At 72.9% G+C, this 19,142-nt stretch carries 17 protein-coding genes and 1 pseudogene; 6 read left to right on the forward strand and 12 right to left on the reverse strand.

Annotated features, from left to right (window positions below; translation table 11 throughout):
- Positions 1 to 88: 88 nt before the first annotated feature.
- Positions 89 to 1,054: an alpha/beta fold hydrolase gene (locus ACQPYE_RS18080; RefSeq protein ID WP_498722532.1), complete on the forward strand. Its 966-nt coding sequence runs from the start codon at positions 89 to 91 to the stop codon at positions 1,052 to 1,054.
- An 89-nt stretch (positions 1,055 to 1,143) separates the two neighbouring features.
- Here ACQPYE_RS18080 and xynA read toward each other — a convergent pair whose 3' ends face one another.
- The 6 genes from xynA to ACQPYE_RS18110 form a co-directional block, all read right to left on the reverse strand.
- Positions 1,144 to 1,821, reverse strand: coding sequence for an endo-1,4-beta-xylanase XynA (gene xynA, locus ACQPYE_RS18085; RefSeq protein WP_498722533.1), 678 nt, complete (start codon positions 1,819 to 1,821; stop codon positions 1,144 to 1,146).
- 318 nt (positions 1,822 to 2,139) lie between these two features.
- Positions 2,140 to 2,523, reverse strand: a complete 384-nt coding sequence (locus ACQPYE_RS18090) for an STAS domain-containing protein (RefSeq protein ID WP_498722535.1) — start codon at positions 2,521 to 2,523, stop codon at positions 2,140 to 2,142.
- A gap of 54 nt (positions 2,524 to 2,577) precedes the next feature.
- Positions 2,578 to 2,997, reverse strand: a complete 420-nt coding sequence (locus ACQPYE_RS18095; protein ID WP_498722536.1) for a response regulator — start codon at positions 2,995 to 2,997, stop codon at positions 2,578 to 2,580.
- Positions 2,994 to 4,088: a PAS domain-containing sensor histidine kinase gene (locus ACQPYE_RS18100; RefSeq protein WP_498722537.1), complete on the reverse strand. Its 1,095-nt coding sequence runs from the start codon at positions 4,086 to 4,088 to the stop codon at positions 2,994 to 2,996. Before ACQPYE_RS18100 ends, ACQPYE_RS18095 begins: the two co-directional genes overlap by 4 nt.
- 53 nt (positions 4,089 to 4,141) lie before the next feature.
- Positions 4,142 to 4,537, reverse strand: coding sequence for an ATP-binding protein (locus tag ACQPYE_RS18105; RefSeq protein ID WP_498722538.1), 396 nt, complete (start codon positions 4,535 to 4,537; stop codon positions 4,142 to 4,144).
- Positions 4,538 to 4,608: 71 nt separating this feature from the next.
- Positions 4,609 to 5,259 (reverse strand): response regulator transcription factor, encoded by a 651-nt coding sequence (locus tag ACQPYE_RS18110; RefSeq protein ID WP_498722539.1) that lies wholly within the window; start codon positions 5,257 to 5,259, stop codon positions 4,609 to 4,611.
- A 221-nt stretch (positions 5,260 to 5,480) separates the two neighbouring features.
- Between ACQPYE_RS18110 and ACQPYE_RS18115 the strand changes: the two genes are divergently transcribed.
- The gene (locus ACQPYE_RS18115) at positions 5,481 to 6,995 is read left to right on the forward strand and encodes an outer membrane protein assembly factor BamB family protein (protein ID WP_498722540.1); all 1,515 of its coding nucleotides are present in this window, start codon (positions 5,481 to 5,483) and stop codon (positions 6,993 to 6,995) included.
- A 196-nt stretch (positions 6,996 to 7,191) separates the two neighbouring features.
- Here the strand turns inward: ACQPYE_RS18115 and ACQPYE_RS18120 are convergent, their stop codons facing one another.
- From ACQPYE_RS18120 to ACQPYE_RS18135, 4 genes are all read right to left on the reverse strand, one after another.
- Positions 7,192 to 8,097: a GDSL-type esterase/lipase family protein gene (locus ACQPYE_RS18120; RefSeq protein ID WP_498722541.1), complete on the reverse strand. Its 906-nt coding sequence runs from the start codon at positions 8,095 to 8,097 to the stop codon at positions 7,192 to 7,194.
- A gap of 383 nt (positions 8,098 to 8,480) precedes the next feature.
- Positions 8,481 to 10,307: a S9 family peptidase gene (locus tag ACQPYE_RS18125; RefSeq protein ID WP_498722542.1), complete on the reverse strand. Its 1,827-nt coding sequence runs from the start codon at positions 10,305 to 10,307 to the stop codon at positions 8,481 to 8,483.
- Between the two features lie 74 nt (positions 10,308 to 10,381).
- Positions 10,382 to 10,768, reverse strand: coding sequence for a VOC family protein (locus ACQPYE_RS18130; protein ID WP_498722543.1), 387 nt, complete (start codon positions 10,766 to 10,768; stop codon positions 10,382 to 10,384).
- Positions 10,765 to 11,058, reverse strand: a complete 294-nt coding sequence (locus ACQPYE_RS18135) for an ArsR/SmtB family transcription factor (RefSeq protein WP_498722544.1) — start codon at positions 11,056 to 11,058, stop codon at positions 10,765 to 10,767. Before ACQPYE_RS18135 ends, ACQPYE_RS18130 begins: the two co-directional genes overlap by 4 nt.
- 189 nt (positions 11,059 to 11,247) lie before the next feature.
- Between ACQPYE_RS18135 and ACQPYE_RS18140 the strand changes: the two genes are divergently transcribed.
- The 3 genes from ACQPYE_RS18140 (at position 11,248) to ACQPYE_RS18150 (ending at position 15,742) form a co-directional block, all read left to right on the forward strand.
- Positions 11,248 to 14,472 carry a GH92 family glycosyl hydrolase gene (locus ACQPYE_RS18140; protein WP_498722546.1) on the forward strand — a complete coding sequence of 1,075 codons (3,225 nt, stop codon included), beginning with the start codon at positions 11,248 to 11,250 and terminating at the stop codon, positions 14,470 to 14,472.
- A 267-nt stretch (positions 14,473 to 14,739) separates the two neighbouring features.
- The gene (locus ACQPYE_RS18145; protein WP_498722548.1) at positions 14,740 to 15,459 is read left to right on the forward strand and encodes an ATP-binding cassette domain-containing protein; all 720 of its coding nucleotides are present in this window, start codon (positions 14,740 to 14,742) and stop codon (positions 15,457 to 15,459) included.
- Positions 15,460 to 15,475: 16 nt separating this feature from the next.
- Positions 15,476 to 15,742, forward strand: a complete 267-nt coding sequence (locus ACQPYE_RS18150) for a hypothetical protein (RefSeq protein ID WP_498722550.1) — start codon at positions 15,476 to 15,478, stop codon at positions 15,740 to 15,742.
- A gap of 12 nt (positions 15,743 to 15,754) precedes the next feature.
- Here ACQPYE_RS18150 and ACQPYE_RS18155 read toward each other — a convergent pair whose 3' ends face one another.
- A complete protein-coding gene (locus ACQPYE_RS18155; RefSeq protein ID WP_498722551.1) occupies positions 15,755 to 16,501 on the reverse strand; it encodes a thioesterase II family protein in 747 nt (248 codons plus the stop codon).
- A gap of 125 nt (positions 16,502 to 16,626) precedes the next feature.
- Positions 16,627 to 17,286, reverse strand: coding sequence for a TetR/AcrR family transcriptional regulator (locus ACQPYE_RS18160; protein ID WP_498722552.1), 660 nt, complete (start codon positions 17,284 to 17,286; stop codon positions 16,627 to 16,629).
- Positions 17,287 to 17,368: 82 nt separating this feature from the next.
- Here ACQPYE_RS18160 and ACQPYE_RS18165 point away from each other — a divergent pair.
- A pseudogene (locus ACQPYE_RS18165) lies at positions 17,369 to 18,859 on the forward strand (MFS transporter); the annotation flags it as partial.
- Positions 18,860 to 19,142 lie beyond the last annotated feature (283 nt).

Raw genomic sequence — 19,142 nt, forward strand, 5'->3', positions numbered from 1 at the left:
ACGTCGCCGCGTCGGTCGGGCACGACAGGGGGTGGGGTGGCGCCCGTGCGCGGCAATCGGCGTCGCCGCCTCGGTCGGCCATTCCACTATGGTGGAATCCGACCGCGGTGGATCACCGAACGAATTGTTGACCGGCGCTGATCGTAGGGGCTGTCCGACAGGTGTGCCAGCCCTTCGATCGGACTTCCGAAGGGATGCCGTGGACCACGTCGCCGACCTCGGACGATCCGGTTTCACGCGGTACTTCCCGAATGATCGCCGACAATCGGACGAGTCCATCCGGACGGCATTGTTCTGCCATGCGGCGGGCTTTACCGGACGCGTTTGGCGGACGGTCGTGAAAAACCTGCGGACACCGTTGCGCGCCGCCGCACCCGACTTGCGCGGCCACGGTTCCGCGCCGCCGTTGGCCGAGGACGCGGACTGGGGCGTGTTCGCCGACGACGTCCTCGGCGCGGCCCGCGCGTCGGGCGTCGGACCGCTGATCGGCGTCGGCCACTCGTTGGGCGCGACGTCGTTGCTGCTGGCCGAGGCACGGGCGCCGGGCACGTTCGACCTGCTGGTCTGCTTCGAGCCGATCCTCGCGACCCGGCACGACCCGACGTTCGCCGAGGCGGCGGCCCGGCGGCGCGGGGTGTTCCCGTCCCGGGCCGACGCGCTCGCCCGGTGGTCCGCCCGACCGCCGCTGTCCCGGCTCGCGCCGGACGTCCTCGCCGACTACGTCGACTCGGGGCTGGTCGAGGACCCGGACGGCGGGGTGCGGCTGCGTTGCGCGCCGGAGGTGGAGGCGCACCTGTTCCGCACCGCGGTCTCGTGCCCGTGGCGGGAGGCGCTGCCGGCCGTGCGGTGCCCGACGGTGTTCCTGCGCGGCGGCGAGTCCGCGGTGGTGACCGGCGAGTCGCTCGCGGCGGCGTGCGCCGAACTGCCCGCGGGACGGCTGGGCGAGGTGCCGGGCCTGGATCACCTGGGTCCGCTGGTCCGGCCCGACGTGTTCGCGGAAGTGCTCGACGGGCTGTTCGCGGACTTCGGGGTCGGCGCACCGCCGGGTTCCTGACCTGAACGCCGGGTCGCGTGTGTCGGGGTGACCCGAGCACGAAGTGGCGCGGCGGCTTTCATCGCCGCCGCGCCACGGGTTCCGCGTGCTCAGCTCACGGTGATGTTCGAGTTGCCGCTGCTCTGGTAACCCTCGGTCGCCATGATCATGTAGTAGCGGAAGCTGCCCAGCTGCATGCCGGCCCGGCTCCACGCGTCGAAGTGGTTGCCGGTGGTGATGCTGCCGCCGACCCTTCGCTGCTGGCGGACGCTCCAGTACTGCGCGAACGTCTTGTTGCCTTCCACGGACGGGGCGTTGTAGCGCATCGTGTGGTAGATGTCGTACGTGCCGCCGTCGGTGGTGACCGTGCCCCGGTGGGTGCCCGTGGGTCGGTAGTTGCCCCAGCTGTCGACGATGTAGTACTCGACGAGCGGGCCCGACGTCCAGCCGTAGAGGCACAGGTAGCCGTTGCCCGAGGGGTTGAAGCTGCCCGAATAGCGCACCGTCCGGCGGGAGCCGGTGCTCCAGCCCTTGCCGCACACGAAGTTGCCGGTGTTGCGCCACGAGGTGCTGTACTGCCCGCCCGACCCCATGGTCATGGAGACGGTGTTCTGGGCATCGGTCCAGAACGAGAAGTAGTAGCCGTTGTGGGTGCCGGTCTGGTTCGTGGTGACGGTCTGGGCTTGGGCGGTGCCGGGCAGGATCAGCCCGGAGGAGAGCGCCAGGGCTCCGGCGCCGCCGATGAACGTCCTGCGGCTGATCGAATGCGCAGGGGCGTTGTCGTCCATTGTTGTGCTTCCTCCTCGTTGAGGTCAGCGAAGGTCCACCCGATGTGCGGCGAAACCGGCGTGCCGGGTCGGCGGCGGCGAGGCGGCCATGGCACCGCGCGGTGTCGTACACCGCGGCGGGGCACCGTCCGTCGAATTCCACGGCCGGACCCGATCGCGTGGGCGACTCGATCGACATCGGTCCAGGGTCTGTCGATGCAGACAGTGTTCGGCCGGCTCTAACGCGCTGTCAACGATTCTCGTAAGGTTGCGAAAACCTCATCGCGCTATTGCGCAAATCAGTCGAACGCTCGCATGTCCCGAATACATCGGCCCTGGCTAGTCGGCGTGGCGGACGCGCCGGGTCGAGGGGAGCGAGGCCAGCGCCTCGTCGACGGACGGGAACACGGTCAGCAGCGGCCCGAGGGAGGTCAGCTGGATCGGCCTCAGGACGGCACGACTGGTCGCGACGACGGCGAGGGTGCCGACGAGGCGCCGGACCTCCAGCAGCAGCGACAACCCGGCGGAGCTGAAGAACGACACCCCCGACAGGTCGAGGACCAGGGCGGACGGGCGCTCGACCAGGCCCGACACGACGGTGGCGCGGACCTCGGAAGTGGTGTCCATGTCCAGCTCACCCGCCACGCCGACGACGAGGACGTCACCCGCTCGGGTGACACGGATGTCGAGGATCGGTGAGGGCTGCCCCATCGGCTCGGCCACGACGTCTCCCGGGTGTGCTGCGCGGTGTCGATCCACAGTTGTACCAGTCCGACGCTACGCCCCCGGGCGTGGCGACACGCCGGGGTGATCACCTCGCCCCGGTCGTCCCAACCTGCGGACGGCCGCCACGATGTCGCTGTTCGAGACGCCCTTGACCAGGTGCTCGCCGACGCCGACCGACTCGAACTCGCGGAAGGTCTCGCGGTCGGTGAAGGCCGACAGCGCCAGGATGCCGGTGTTGGGCGACCGGAGCCTGATCTCCCGCGCGGCCCGGCCACCGCCGCCGCCGGGCATGCGCACGTCGAGCACGACGACGGCGGGGCTGTGGCGCTCGACCAGCTCGATCGCCTCGTCCGCGTCCCGCGCCACCGCGACGACCTCGAAGTCCGGCTCGGCGTCGAGCACCTCGCGCAGGGCGTCCCGGATCATCGGGTTGTCGTCGGAGATCACCACGCTGAGCCGGTGGTCCGTCACGGCTCACCCCCGGACGAGTCCGGGACCCAGAACCGCACCACCGTGCCACCACCGTCGCCTTCTCCCACCGACCACCAACCGCCCGAGGTCTCCGCGCGCTCACGCATCTCGATCATGCCGAAGTGGTCGACCGCCGGTCGGTCGACCGGCGCGCCCGCCCTGGTGTCGACGCCCGCGCCGATCCCGACGCCGTTGTCCGCGACCTCCACCAGCGTGCCGCCGTCGACCGAGGTCAACGACACCTCGACCGCGGACGCCCGCGCGTGCTTGCGGATGTTGACGAGCGCTTCCTGGCAGATGCGGAAGATCGTGATCGCCGACTCGTCGGACGGCTCGTGGTCCAGCGCGTGCCGCAGCCGGTAGGAGATGCCCCACGGTCCGGCGACGTCGGTGAGGTAGTGGTCCAGGGCCTGGGTCAGGCTGTGCCGGTCGAGTTCGGGCGGGCGCAGCCGGAACACCAGGTCGCGCAGCCGTTCGACGGCCGCCCGCACCGCCTCGTCCAGCTGCCGCACGACGACGGCCTCCGGCTCGGGCAGCCGGTTGGCGAGCAGCTGCAGCCGCATGCCGACGGCGACCATGGACTGGATCGAGTCGTCGTGCACGTCCCAGGCGATGCGCCGCCGTTCCAGCTCCTGCGCCTCCACGAGGTGCCCGACGAGCTTGCGCTGCTCGGTCAACGTCCGCTCGACGCGCCGGCGTTCGGTCATGTCGCGGGTGACCTTGGCGAACCCGCGCAGCCGGCCGGACTTCTCGAACAGGGCCGTGATGATGACGTTGGCCCAGAAGCGGCTGCCGTCCTTGCGCAGCCGCCAGCCCTCGTCCTCGAACCGGCCGACCTCGGCGGCGACCTCCAGCTCGTGCCAGGGCTTGCGCGCGGCGAGGTCGTCGGGCGGGTAGAAGGTCGAGAAGTGCTTGCCGACGATGTCCTCGGCCGAGTAGCCCTTGATCCGCTCCGCGCCCGCGTTCCAGGTGATGACCCGGCCGGTCGGGTCGAGCATGAAGATCGCGTAGTCGACCACGCTGTCCACGAGCAGGCGGTACGCGTCCTCGGCCGGCGGTTCGAGGCCGGGCTCGGTGGGGTGATCAACCATGGCGTCACTGTGCACCACGGTCGGTAGGGGTGCCACGGCCGGCGCGCGGGGCGTCAGGGCGTGGCTTCGACGGCCATCTCGCACCACACGACCTTGCCGCCGGCGGCCTCGGGGTTCGAGCCCCAGACCGTGGTCAACTGCTGGACGAGCTGCAGACCCCACCCGCCGACGGCGGCGGACAAGCGGACGCGCGGCAGGACCGGGCTGCCGTCCTCGACCTCGACCCGGAGCTTGAGCGCGTTGCCCGCCAACCGGACGACGGGGATCGTGGTCGTGTGGCGCAGGGCGTTGGAGACCAGCTCGGAGACGACGAGCACGACATCGCTGTGATCGCCGAGGTAGCCGAGGTCGATGAGGGTCTTGCGGACGAAGTCGCGGGCCAGGCCGGCCGCCCCCCGGTCCAGCGGCGCGCTGAACACCGCCACCGGGCCAGACAGCGAAAGGTCCACGTTCACACTCTCCGGCATCGGGCGGCCGGCGCCCAGACGCACCGACACCGGCCGTGTCTAGTGCAGCTGCACTAGTCGAGCAGGCCGTCGCGGCGGGCGACGGCCACCGCCTCCAGCTTCGACCTGGCGCCCAGCTTCTCCAGCACCCGTTGCACGTGGTTGCGCACGGTGTTGCGGGCGACGCCCATGCGTTCGCCGATCTCCTCCGTGCTCGCGCCCTCGGCCATGAGCAGCAGCGCCTCGCGCTCACGGACCGTGAGCGGCACCCCAGTGACCTTGCCGCGCCCGGTGAGCCTGTCCAGCACGCCCGGGAGCAGCCCGCCGTCGAACACGACCTCACCGGCCGCCACCCGCAGCACGGCCTCGGTCAGCTCCTCCAGGCGGGCGGACTTGAGCACGAGGCCCGCGGCGCCCGACTCGGCGGCGCGGGCGGCGACGGACACGGTCGCCTCGCCGGTCAGCACCAGCACCCGCGCGCCGCACTCCTCGAAGCCGGGGATCGCGTCGAGGCCGTCGCCATCGGGCAGCCGGCGGTCCAGCAGCACGACGTCGGGCCGGTGCTCGCGGACCGCGGCGAGCGCGGCGGCCACCGAGCCGACCGTGGCCACGACCTCGACCTCGCCCGAGTCCGCCCAGGCCAGCCGGAACGCCTCGGCCACCATGCGGTGGTCCTCCACCAGGACCGCGCGGACCGGTCGGGACGGGTGGGATGGGTGCGCCATGCTGTGGAGATCCTCGTCGCTGGTCCGGCCACCCACCCTAGTCCTTCCGGCCCACCCGAACCGATCATCAGGCGCAAAGATCGCCACCACGGGGGATGCCCGCCGTGCCTCAGAAGGCCGGGCCGGCTGCGGGTGCTCGGCAGGTGGCGGGTGTCCGGGGCTGGACGGGCCGCGCGGAACGGGTGGGTGCGCGGTCGCGTCGCAGTGCTGTGCTGCGGTATGTGGTCCTCGCGGGTGCCGGTTGCGCCCTGGTGTCGTTGTTCGTGCCGCGTGAGCGCGCCCGGGTCGAGGTGATCGACTACCCGTACGTGCTGTTCGTGGTCGCGGTCGGAGTGGCTGCGCACCTCGTGATCAGCGGTCGCCGGTGGGTGGGTGTCGCGCTCGCCGGCGTCGTGTTCGGGCTCGTCGCGGTGGCGGTCGGGGTGGACGTCGCGCACGGGCTGCCCGAGGCGGACCTGCCCCTGCTGGCCGTCGGCGCGCTGGCGGTCGCGGTCGGCGGGCCGGCGGCCGGGTCGTGGCGGGTGCGTCCGCTCGGGGTGCTGGGTGCGGCCGTCGTGGTCGTCGCGGCGGTCGTCGCGCCGGGCGCGGTCGAGGCCGCGGCCGTGCGGTCGGAGGTGCGCGGCGCGTGGACCGAGCCGCCGCGACCGGTGGTGGAGCTGGCCGGCGTGAAGCGGTGGGAGTGGCAGCCCCCGGCGCGGTTGGTCGGTGTGGTGGCGGCCGGGCACGGCGTGGCCGTCGGCACGGAGGACGGCGCGGTGGTCGGGCTCGACGGGGCGGACGGTCGGCCGCAGTGGCGCTACGCGAGGTTCGGCGCGTTGCTGCTCTCGGTGTCCGCGTCACCGGACGGGCGGTCGGTGCTGGCGTTGTTCGACCGCGGCCGGCAGCCGCCGCGACGTCTCCTGGTCGGGCTGGACGCCGACACCGGGACGCCGCGGTTCGAGCGGGCGGTGGAGGGACGCGCCTTGGGGCAGAACCTGTTCGTCGGCGCCACCTCGGTGGTGACGGCGGACAGCGGCGGCGTCTCGGCCGACGACCCGGGGACCGGTGAGGAGCGCTGGCGGTGGCCGCGACCCGACGGGTGCACGGCGTCCGTGGCGGGCGCCGGTCCGGTGGGGGTGACCGTCGCGGTGTCGTGCGAGGACCGGCTCGCCGTGGTCGGGCTGGCCGAGGACGACGGGCGCGAGCTGTGGCGGCACACCACTGCCTTCGACCCCGACCGGGAGGCGAACCGCCAGGTGGAGGTCGTGACGACCACCGACGGGTCGGTGGCGCACGTGCGGATGTCCGGCGACGGGCTGCCGCCGGACGCCTTGACCGACGCGCTGGTGGACGTCGCGTCCGGGCGCGTGACCCGGCTGGTCGAGCCGCCCGCGGCGGTGGAGGTCGGGTTGGGCCCGACCCCCGTGCTGCGTGACCGCCGCCGTGACGCGCCGGTGCACGCCGTCGACCCCGCCACCGGACGTGCCGTGTCGCTCGACGTGACGGGCTGCCCGCTGACGCGCGCCGCAGTGACGACCACGACCCGGTTCGTGCGGCTGTGCTCGAACCCGTCGGGCGAGCTTTCCGTGTCCGCGCAGGGCTTGGACGGCAGCGCTCCCATCACCACCGCGCTCCCGCCGATCGGCGGGCTGCCGTTCGGGATCGACGGACGCCTCACACCCGCGCCGGGGGCGCTGGTGATCGGTGTGCCGGGCAGCCGTGACCGTCCCGGACCGGTCGTCGGGTTCGTGCCGTGATGCCTAGAGGGGTTCGTACTCGTCGCCTTCTCCGTTGCGCAGGCGGTAGTCCGGCGACAACTCGGTCACGGCGGCGCGCAGCCTGATCAGCAACTCGTCGACGTCGAGCCCCGTGACGCGCGGCGCCGGCCGCTCGTGTTCTGCGGGGGTGACGTGGCACCGGACGCCGTGACGCCGCGTTCGGCGGACGTCGGGGCTAACGGCCGGTGAGGACGGCGGTGGCGATCGCCTCGTGGCCGGCGGGGGTGGGGTGCACGTCGGTGAGCTCGCAGAAGTACGTCAGCGCGCAGACCTTCGCCACCGGGGTCGGGATCGGGCCGTAGGCGGGGTCCTGGGTGGTCTCCGTCAACGGGCCGTAACCGCCGGTCGTGGCGGTGACGTCGACGAACTCCGCGCCGACCTTCTCGTACTCGGACTTGAGGGCGGCGTTGAAGAAGTCGCGGAACAACGACACCGACAGGCGGGCGAGGTCCTGGCCGTTGGGGAACGCGGGGGACACCCACGCGCCGAGGAACACGTCCGGGTAGGTCAGGCCCACGATCGGGGCGTCACCGGCGGCTTCGCGCAGGGCGGGCAGGGTGGCGGCCAGGTTGGTCCGGACGGCGCCCACGGCCTGGGAGGCGCACGTCAACGCGTCGCGCGCCTGCGCGCACGGCGCCAGGTCGTTGCCGCCGATCACCACCGTCACCAGGCCGATCCGCCCCCGGTGCTCGCGCAGCGCCTGCACGGCCGCGTCGAGCTGGGTGCGGCCGGCGGGGTCGGGCGCGTCGGGGCCTCGGTTGGCGGGAGGGCAGCCGGGCTCGGTCCGCAATTGCTCGGACGTCGCGCCGCTGCACGCCAGGTTGATCAACCGCAGGTCCGACCGCTCGGCGACGAGGTAGGCGAAACCGTCCCGGTCGGTGCCCTCGCCCGCGGCGGCCGGCCGGTAGCCCGTCGCGTAGGAGTCGCCCAACGACACGTACACGCGCTCGGCAGGCGGCGCGGTGGACGGTTCCGTCGTTGCGGCGGAGGTCGCGGTGGGCGTCCCGGTGGGTGTTCCGGTGCACGCTCCGAGCGTCGCCAGCAGCACGCCGATCAGCGCGAATCGCCGAAGTCCCGGCACGTCGACCCCTTCCCTGGTCCCGGCCACCCAGGCTACCCGCCGGCGGAGGGGTCCACCTGTCGTCCACTGTGGACTAGTCGATGGTCGCGGCCCAGGCCCGGACGGCGTCCAGGTGCTCCGGGCACAGGCCCCGGCGCGGATCGACGTGGCACAGGTTGGTCGGCACGCTCCAGACCGGTTTCGTCGGCCAACGCCCGGAGCAGCGCGCCGTGCCCCGGGTTCGACCACACCCGCAGCCCCTTGTGCCAGCGCGCGTCACGGCCGGCGTGCCAGGTCCCGCGCGGGGTGTGCCGGAACGTGCGGTAGCCGTCGGGGCGGCGGTGTCGTTTCGCGGCGTACGGGTTCAGCGGTCCGTCGACGTCGAGCAGCAGCAGGCCGCGCCGTCATGTCGGTTCCGCGGTGGTGCCGGCGAGGTGGGTCAGCAGGAAATCGGCCGTGTCGCCGAGCGCGCGGACTTCGTTCTCCCGGTTGGTGAAGCCGTGCCCCTCGTCGTCGTACACGTCGTACCGCACCTCGACACCGCGTCCTCTCAGGGCGGCCACGATCTGGTCGCTCTCCGCCTTCGCCACGCGCGGGTCGTTCGCGCCCTGGATCACGAACAGCGGCGCGGTGATCGCGTCGGCGTACGTGATCGGCGAGCGTTCCAGCAGGAACTCCGCCTCGGTGTCCGGGTCGCCCACCAGGCGGGCCTTCTCGGCGTGCCAGGTGGCCGGCACCGAGCGGGTCATGGTGAGCAGGTTCGACGGGCCCACGATCGACACGCCCGCCGCCCACAGCGAGGGCAGCTGGGACAGGCAGGACAGCGCGGCGAACCCGCCGTAGGACCCGCCCCACACGCCGATCCGGGCCGGGTCCACCCAGTCCAGGCCGTGCAGGTACCTCACGGCGTGCTCGAAGTCGCCCAGCTCGCCGCCGCCCCAGTCGTGCCGGATCAGCCGCTGGTAGGTCTTGCCGTAGCCGGTCGAGCCGCGCACGTTCGGCGCGAGCACGGCGACACCCCGTGCGAGCAGGTACTGGTAGAGCCCGGAGTAGTTGTAGCGCAGCCGTTCCTGCGACTCCGGGCCGCCGTGGATGGAGACCACCACACCGTGCACGCCGCCGCCGCGCGGCCGGTACAGCCACGCGGGAACTTCGCGGCCGTCGTGCGTCGGGTAGCGGACCAGTTCCGGCTCGACCAGCGCGACGTCGACCGCCGGCGCGGCGGACGTCAGGTACCGCAGCTCGTTCGCGGCCAGGTCGAGCGCGACGACCTCGGCCGGCCGGGTGGCGGTGGAGAGCAGGAACACCAGCACGTCGCCGACCGCCGACAGCGATTCGACCACGCCCGCGGGCAGTTCGGGCAACGGCGCCGGTTCGCCGTCCCGCAGCACGGACAGCCGTGAGACGCCGTCCTCGTTGACGACCCACGCCCGCACCGCGCCGGAGGCCGCCACCTGCTCGACGTCCCACGGCGGCGTCGCCAGGTCGGTGACCTCGCCGGTGGCCAGGGAGTACGCGCCGAGCGAGAGGAACTCGCCGCCGGCGTCGTGCCGCAGGAGGAAGCCCGAGGAGTCGTCGGCCCACGGTCCGCCGACGTGCAGCCGGTGGCCCTCGTGCGCGGTCAGGACCCGGTGCGGCAAGTCCGGGTCGCGCAGGTCGACCAGGCCGAGGTCGGTGTCGGAGAGGCTGTGCTTGCCGGAGGTGAGCAGCCAGTGGCCGTCCGGCGAGACCGACACGGCGTGCAGCAGCGTGCCCGGGACCGACTCGACCCGCCGGACCGCGCCGGTCTCCAGGTCCTGGACCAGCACGTCCTGCACGCCGACGGCACGGTCGTTGCCCGCGTAGACGACGCTCCGGCCGTCCGGGGTGAACGGCGCGGGGCTGTCGAAGGTGAAGAGGGACGACCCGAGCACGTGCTGGCGGTCCGGGGCGTCGGTGAGCTGCCGGGGTGTGCCGCCCTCGGCGTCGACCAGGTACAGCTGGAACTGCTCGTCGCCCCGGAAATCGGCCGTGTAGAGCAGCTTCCGGCCGTCCGGCGACCACGCGACCTGCCGCACGGCGTGCTCGGTGTAGTCGGTGAGCCGGCGGGCGGGACCGCCGGCGACCGGCGCCACGTGCAGGTTGTGCTGCCCGTCGGTGTTGGTGGCGTACGCGACGGACGTGCCGTCCGGCGACAGGGCGACGTTGGCGCGGAACCGCAGCCTCGCCGCGTGGTCGCGGTACTCCGACATGATCCGAACGTAACGTCGCGGATCCGGCCGGTCAAAGGGGAAACCGGCCGGCGTCGCTCGCGTCCGGAGTGGACCTACTTGTACTGGGCGATCTGGATCAGGTTGCCGCAGGTGTCGTCCAGCACCGCGGTGACGACCGGGCCCATCTCCAGCGGCTCCTGGGTGAACCGCACGCCGAGGCCGCGCATCCGGTCGAACTCGGCGCGGACGTCGTCCACGGCGAAGGCGGTGGCCGGGATGCCGTCCGCGACCAGCGCGTCCTTGTACGGCTGCACCGCGGGGTGGCCGCTGGGCTCCAGCAGCAGTTCGGTGCCCTCGGGATCGTCGGGCGAGACCACGGTCAGCCAGCGGTCCTCGCCCACCGGCACGTCGTTCTTCTTCACGAAGCCCAGCACGTCGGTGTAGAAGCTCAGGGCCTTGGCCTGGTCGTCGACGAAGACGCTGGACAGGTGGATCCTCATGGGGTGTTCTCCGGTGCTTCGGGCCTGAGCCATCGAGTCACGATGAGCTCGAGCGGTTCGGTGTTCAACTCGTGGAACTTGTAGCGGCCCTCGCGCCGTGACCGGACCAGTCCCGCGGCTTCCAGCACGGCCAGGTGCTGGCTGACCGCCTGCCGGGTCAGTCCCAGCTCGTACTTGGTCAGCAGCCGTGAGCAGAGCTCGAACAGGGTCTGACCGTCCCGTTCGACCAGTTCGTCGAGGATGCGGCGGCGGGTGCGGTCGGCCAGCGCCTTGAAGAGTTCCTCCGCCACGGCCACCACGATAGGCAAGTGACGGCTTGCCTGCAAGCGGCGGCTTGCCTGTTGCCGTGGTTCGGATCTGTCCGGTCAGGGTCCTGGTCGGGGCTGGACGACCGGGGGAGCGGTGCGCGAGAGTCGAGGCGGTGATCGGGCACGCGGGTCACCTGACAACGTTGTCACCCAGAGAGGGCCACCCTGCCGATGCCGCTCAGACGAGGCAACACGCTCCTGCTCGCCGCCGCGCTGGCCCTCGGGGGAACACCGGCGGTCGCGGCGCCCGACGCCCGGGCCGACGTGGACCCGACCACCCTGGTGAACCCGTTCGTGGGCACGCAGAACTTCGGCAACACGTTCCCCGGCGCGAGCATGCCGTTCGGCATGGTCCAGGTCAGCCCGGACACCGGCGGCCAGGGCGGTTACGACTACCGGCAGCAGGAGATCCACGGCTTCAGCCAGACGCACCTGTCCGGCGTCGGCTGCGGCGTGGCGGGAGAGCTGCCGATCATGCCGACCACCGGCGTGGTGGACAACGTCGACGCCGCCGGTTACCGGTCGAGGTACTCGCACGCCGACGAGGAGGCTCGACCGGGCTACTACCGGGTCGGGTTGTCCCGCTACGGGGTGAACGCCGAGCTGACCGCCACGCCGCGCACCGGCTGGCAGCGCCACGCGTTCCCGGCGGGCGCGCAGGCGAACGTCCTGTTCAACACCGGCAAGGCCAACCAGCAGGTGCTGGACTCCGAGGTGCACGTGGTCGGCGACCGGACCGTGGAGGGCCGGATCAAGGCCGGGCGGTTCTGCGCCGGGCACGACGAGCACACCGTGTACTTCACGGCCACGTTCGACCGGCCGTTCGCGAGCTTCGGCACGTGGCGCGGCACGACCCGCGCGCCGGGCGTGCCGGACGCGGCGGGCCAGGGCGGCAACGGCGCGTGGGTGACGTTCGACGCGACGGCCGACCGGGACGTGGTGCTCAAGGTCGGCCTGTCCTACACCGGGATGGACGGTGCGCGGAAGAACCTCGCCGCCGAGACCGGCGACTCCTACGACTTCGACGCGACGAAGGCCGCGGCGCACCGGGCGTGGGTGCAGCGGCTGGACTCGATCCGGATCGACGGCGGCGCGCCGGAGCGGCGGACCGCGTTCTACACCGCGCTCTACCACTCGCTGCTGCACCCGAACCTGGCCGGCGACGTGGACGGCAAGTACCTGGGCTTCGACGGCCTGCCCCACGTCGCCGACGGCTTCACGCCGTACCAGAACCTGTCGTTGTGGGACACCTACCGGCCGCAGAACCAGCTGTTGGAGCTGCTGGAACCCCAGGTCGCCCGGGACGTGGCGCTCTCGGTGGTCGCGAGCGGCCGGGACGGCGGGTGGCTGCCGCGCTGGGCGCTGGCCAACAGCGAGACCAACATCATGACCGGTGACCCGGTGACGCCGTTCCTGGTCGAGGCGTGGTCGAAGGGCCTGCTCGCCGGGCACGAGGACGAGGCGTACGAGCTGCTCAAGCGCAACGCCACCACCCTCCCGCCGGCCGACTCGCCCTACAACGGGCGGTCCGGGGTGGAGTTCTACCGCGACCGCGGCTACATCCCGTCCGGTCTGGCGCTCGGCGCCGACTGCGCGCACAAGGGCGGTGACAACGACTGCGTGCACCCGGCGTCGGCGACGCTGGAGTACGCGGCGGCGGACGCGTCCCTCGCCGTCATGGCGCGCGGCCTGGGCAAGCACGATGACGCACGCGTGTTCGCCGAGCGCGGGCAGTGGTACCGCAACCTGTGGGACGCCTCGACCGGCCACTTCCGCCCCCGCACGGCCGAGGGCACGTGGGTGACCCCGTACAACCCGGTCGACGCCGGTCACCAGTTCCACGAGGGCGGCGCGTTCCAGTACCAGTGGCTGGTGCCGCAGGACCCGAACGGCCTGGTGCAGCTGATGGGCGGCCGGCGGGCGACCGAGCAGCGGCTCGACGCCTTCTTCGCCTACGACAAGCTGCTCGCCGACCCGGCCGGGACCGTGCGGGAGGACTGGATCACCCAGCCCTACGACTACTACGGCAAGCCCACGTACAACCCGAACAACGAACCCGACCTGCTCGCGCCGTACTTCTACCTGTCCACCGGCACGCCCGCGAAGACGGCGACCGTGGTGCGCGCGGCGATGACGCTGTTCACCACCGGTCCGGACGGCATGACCGGCAACGACGACCTGGGCACGATGTCGGCCTGGTACGTGTTCTCGTCGCTCGGCCTGTACCCGACGATGAGCGGCGGCGACTTCCTCGCGCTGTCCAGCCCGCAGTTCCCGAACGCGGTCGTGCGGACGGGGCAGAAGACGCTGACCATCACGGCGCCGGGCGCCAGCGACGCCAACCGGTACGTCCAGCAGGTGACGTTCGACGGCCGGGACGTGCGCAAGACGTGGCTGGACTGGGACGAGGTGGCCGGCGGCGGCACGCTGGCGCACCGGCTCGGCACCGCGCCGTCGTCCTGGGGCACCGGTCCCGGCGCCGAGCCGCCGTCGATCGACCGCGCGCAGGCAGACGGGCGGCGGCACGTGGACGCGTCGCTGCGGCAGGCGTCGGCGGTCGTGCCGACGGCGGACGCGCCGCAGACCGTCGAGCTGACCCTGGACGTGCTCGCCCAGGCGCCGGGCTCGGTGCCGGTCGGCGTCACGGCGACCGCGCCGGACGGCTGGTCGGTGACGAGCCCGGGGCAGTCGGTGATCAGGTCCGGCCGGCTGCCGACCCAGCGCACGGTGTCGGTGGTGGCGACGGTGCCGGCCGGCACGCCGGTCGGCCGCTACCCGGTGCGGGTCACCGTGACCGGGCCGAACACCGTGGTGCGCGAGGCGGTGGTGGAAGTCCGGCGGGCGGCGACGTGCGCGGTGGCGGGCGCGCAGTGCGCGGTCGACCTGACCGGCGAGCTCGACCACGACGGCACGGCCACGGTCGCCGCGTCCGACCAGGGCGACTTCGACGGCTCGGGCTGGAGCTACGACGCCGCGCTGCTGCCCGCCGCCGGTCCGGTGGTGTGGGGCGGCGTGACCTACCAGGCGCCGGACGCGTCCGGCACGGCGCCGAACTTCGTGGAGGCACGCGGGCAGGCGATGCTGCTGCCCACCGGCCGCTACTCCGCGCTGCGCCTCGTGGCGTCGGCGCACAACGGCCCGGTGACCGCCGCCGTGACCGTCCGGTACGCCGACGGCAGCACGGCGGAGGTGCCGGTGACGGTCGGCGACTGGGCCGGTTCCGGCGGCGCGGTGGTGCTGGAGATGCCGCACCGCATCAAGGCGGGTCAGGGCGTGGACGGCCCGCCGGTGCGCCTGTTCGGCCTGTCCCTGCCGCTCGACCCGGCCAAGGCGGTGCACTCGGTGACCCTGCCCGACGACCCGCGCGTGGAGGTGTACGCGATCACGCTGGCATAGGTGCGCCGGCCGTGGAGGATGCGTGCCGTACGACCGTCGAGGTGGACTCGGTCGTACGGCACGTTTCACTCCACCCAGTGACGATCACCGCCCAGCCAGGTATTGACAGCGCGCCCACCGGCCGGCTTGCGCCGGACAGCGGTCACGCACCGTTGTCGGGCTGCACGATCGGGGGGTGAGGTAGCCCTACCCTCGTTGTGGTTTTAGCGCCATGTTCCCGCCGCCCCGACGCCCCTAGCGTGGAGGCACGTGCCACAGGGAGGGCTCATGGGTGTGACGTTGGCGAGCGAGCAGGTCGGGTGCGGCCAGGTGGAGGTGGCACCCGGGCGCGCGGCCGTGCTGAGGATGTCCGGGGTCGGCAAGCAGTTCGGCGACCGGGTCGTGCTGCGTGACGTCGACCTGGTGGTGCCCGCGGGGACCGTCGTCGGCGTGGTCGGCGGCGCGGGCAGCGGGAAGACGACGGTCGCCTGCCTCGCGGCCGGGTTGCTGCCGCCCGACGAAGGGGTGGTGGAACTGGTCGGACGGGACCCGTGGGGCGGAGGTCGCCGGCCGGTCGTCGGGCTGGTGCCCGACCGCGTGCCGGTGAGCGATCGGCTGTCGTGCCGCGAGGTGCTGCTGCACGTGGCGCTGTTCCGGGGTTTCCCGCCCGTGGTGGCCGCGCGGCGGGTGGACTCGCTGCTGGCGGTGTGCCAACTCGACGACAGCGCCGGCGTGGCGGTGTCGGAGTGCACCGCCGGGCAGCAGCTGCTGGTGCGGCTGGCCGCGACGCTGCTGGGCGAACCGCGGCTGCTGGTCCTCGACGACGCGCTCGACGTCGACCGGTGGGCGCTCGACGTGGTCCGGGCGGTGGCGCGCGAGTTCGTCGCGGCCGGTGGCGGCGTGCTCTGCGTGGTCGGCCAGGCGTGGCAGGCGGCGTGGTGCGACGTGCGGCTGGAGCTGGCGCCGCCCGTGCTGCGCCCCTTGGACGAACGCCCCCGCCGCCGATGAGCCGGGTGAGGTGGCGGTGCGGGTCACCCTGACGAACCCGGTCGCGGCGACGGTCGACCAGCACGGCCGACTGCTGCTGACCGTGTCCGGGACCGGCGCCCGGCACGTGCTGGAGGCGCCGCACACCGCCATGTGGATAGCGCTGTGGCAGCACGACGGCGACGCGGACCGGGCGGGCGACGCGCTGGCCCGCAGCTGGGACGACGACCCCGCTCGGATCCGCGCCGACCTGCGCCGGTGGGTCGCCCACCTGTGCGCGATCGGACTGGCGGCGGAGACGTGACCGCGGGGCGGTTCACCTCGCGGCCGCGGCGAGCCGCGACGTGATCAGCGCGTCGACCGCGGCGGCGTGCTCGGTCAGGAAGAAGTGGCCACCGGGGAACACCTCCCGGGCGAACGGTCCGGTGGTGCACGCCGCCCAGCCCGCCGCTTCCGCCGGGGTGACCTTGGGGTCCGCGTCGCCCACGAGCGCGGTCACCGGGCACGTCAGCGGCTCGCCCGGCACGTGCTCGTAGTCCTCCACCGCCTGGTAGTCCACCCGCAGCGCGGCCAGCGCCAGGTCCAGCAGCTCCCGGTCCAGCAACCGGAGGTCGGTGCCGCCCAGCAGCTCCAGCTCGCGCAGCAGGTCCGCGTCCGGCTTGCTGTGCAGCACCTCGCCCCGGTGCGTCGCCGGAGGCTTGCGGGAGGAGGCGAACAACGCCACGGGGGTCACGCCGTGCCCGCGCAGCAGTCGGGCCACCTCGTACGCCACGGTGGCGCCCATGCTGTGCCCGAACAGCGCGATCGGCCGGTCCGCCAGCGGCAGCAGGTCGGCCACGACCCCCGCCGCCAAGCCGGTGATCGACGGCACGGGAGGTTCCCCGCGCCGGTCCTGCCGCGCCGGGTACTGCACGGCCAGCACGTCCACCCGCGGCGCGTGCCTGCGGGCGAACGGCGCGAACCAGGTGGCCGAGCCGCCCGCGTGGGGCAGGCAGACGAGGCGGGTGGGTGCGTCGGACGTCGGCTGGAACCGGCGTAACCAGGTTCCCGTCGCCGCCCTCACCGCGATGGCTCCCGCCGTGCCATGGAGCCTCCTCGATCGGTGTGCCGGGCAGGTCCGACCCTGCCGGTGCGCCGACCGACCCGACAACCCCTATCGCACCCCAGGCGGGGTAGGGGCCGGCGAGGTCAGGGCTGGGGCACCGGCGCGTCCGGCGCGGGTCCGGTGTCCCCGGTCGGCACGGCGGCGGTCGGGACCCCCTGACCGTCCGGGAACCGGACGTCCAAGCGGTCGGTGATGGCCCGGACCGCCGAGAGCAGGTCCGACGCGGTGGGCATCGCGGTCGGGTCGATGAGGCTCTGCACGGTCAGCCCCATCATCACGGCCAGCAGGAACGACCCGGCCGCCAGCCTGGTCGGGTCCTCCTCGTCACCGTCCGGCACCGCCAAGCCGCCCAACGACGGGCGGGCGCGGCGGTAGGTCGTGGCCAGGCGCTCGCGCAGCTCGGGCATCCGCTCGGCCAGGGCGAACGCCTCCAGGCCGGCCACCCACAGCGGCCGGTGGCTGGTGAACGACTCCAGCACGCCCGCCCACATGGCCTCCAGCCGGTTCGCCACGGTGCCGTCCGAGCCCGCGGCGGCCATCACCCGGTCGATCTCCGTGCCCCACTCCTCGAACGCGGCGACCAGGGCCGCGCTGAGCAGGGCGTCCTTCGACCCGAAGTGGTAACCGATGGACGCCAGGTTGGTGTTCGAGGCGGCGACGATGTCGCGAGCCGTCGTGCTTGCGTAGCCGCGCTCGTAGAGGCACTGCTTAGCCCCGGTGAGCAACTGTTCCCGGTGACCCATCAGGTGATCCTAGCCGATCACCGAACCCCTGTTCATACAAACGTCGTATACAAATGTATAGATCGCCGGGTAGTTTCTCCGCATGACTTCCGGCCCACGTGCAGGCAGGCGCGAGTGGTGGGGACTGGCCGTCCTCGTTCTCGTCACCGTGATCATCAGCATGGACATGACCGTGCTGTCCTACGCCCTGCCGTTCATCAGCGCCGAACAGGCGCCGACGAGCAGCCAGCTGCTCTGGATCACCGACATCTACGCCTTCGCGCTGGCCGGGCTGCTGATACCGATGGGCACGCTCGGCGACCGGATAGGGCGGCGCAAGCTGCTGATCATCGGGGCCGCGCTGTTCGGCGTCGCCTCCGCCGCGTCGGCCTACGCCGCCTCACCCGAGGCGCTGATCGGCACCCGGGCGCTGATGGGCGCCGCCGGGGCCACGCTCATGCCCTCCACCATGTCGTTGATCCGGACCATGTTCCGCGACGAGGGCCAGCGCCGGGCGGCGATCGGCATCTGGGCCTCGGGCTTCTCCGCCGGTGGCGCCATCGGGCTGCTGGTCGGCGGCGGGCTGCTCCAGACGTTCCACTGGGGCTCCGTGTTCCTCATCAACCTGCCGATCATGCTCGTGCTGGTGGTGCTCGCGCCGCTGCTGCTGCCCGAGTACCGCAACCCGCACGCGGGCCGGTTCGACGTGCTCAGCACGCTGCTGGTGTTCGCCGCCGTGCTGCCGGTGGTCTGGGGCATCAAGGAGTACGCCGAGGGCGACGCCTCCGTGCTCGCCCTGGTCGCGATCGTCGCGGGACTGCTGTTCGTGCCGCTCTTCGTCTGGCGGCAGCGCGGGCTCGACGACCCGATGGTCGACGTGCGGCTGTTCCGCAAGGCCGCGTTCTCCGCGGCGCTGGTCACCAGCCTGCTGACCAACTTCGCGCTGGTCGGCTTCCTCTTCTTCACCAGCCAGTACCTCCAGCTGGTGCTGGGGCTGCGGCCGTTCGAGGCCGGGCTGTGGTCGCTGCCCCAGGTGTTCACCGCGACCATCGGCGCGGCGGTGCTCGCCCCCGCGCTGGCCGCGAGGTTCCGCCACGCCGTCGTGATCGTGATCGGCCTGGTCGTCGGCGCCTGCGGTTTCCTGCTGATGACCCGGGTCGGCGTCGACCACGGCCTGGCCGAGGCCGTGATCGGCCAGGCGCTCAGCGCCATGGGCATGGCGATGGTGCTCACCCTGACCGCCGAACTCGTGGTGACCAACGCGCCACCGGAGCGGGCGGGCGCGGCGTCGGGGTTGTCCGAGACCGGCAGCCAGTTGGGCGGCGCGCTCGGTGTCGCGCTGCTCGGCAGCTTGGGCGCGTTCGTCTACCGCTCGGGGTTGGCCGACGTGGACGCGCCGGCCGACGCCGTCGCCGCGGCCCGGGAGACCCTCGGCTCGGCGCTGGAGGCCGCCGGGCGACTGCCCGCCACCGCGGGCGAGGTGCTGGCCGGGGCCGCGCGGTCGGCGTTCGTGGACGAGGTGCACGTGTCGGCCTACGCCGTGACCGGCACGCTGCTGGTCACCGCCGTGGTCGCGTTCGCCCTGCTGCGCAAGGTGGCCCGCCCGACGCCACCGCCCTCCGGGCCGCCGGAGCGGAACGCCGAGGACGACTCTGACGCGGACGACGCCATCAGGCACGACGCTGCCGAGCACGTCACCGTCGAGCACATCGGTGTCGAGCACATCGGTGTCGAGCACGTCGGTGTCGAGCAGGACGCCGTCGAGCAGGAGCCCGTCAAGCAGAGGGCCGTCAAGCAGGGTGCCGAGCCCGAGGGCACGGTCACGGTCTGAACCCCGCTCTTCCCCACGACGACCCCGGCCATCGGTCGGGGTCGTC

This window comes from Actinosynnema sp. CA-299493, assembly GCF_050946825.1.
Taxonomy (GTDB): Bacteria; Actinomycetota; Actinomycetes; order Mycobacteriales; family Pseudonocardiaceae; genus Actinosynnema.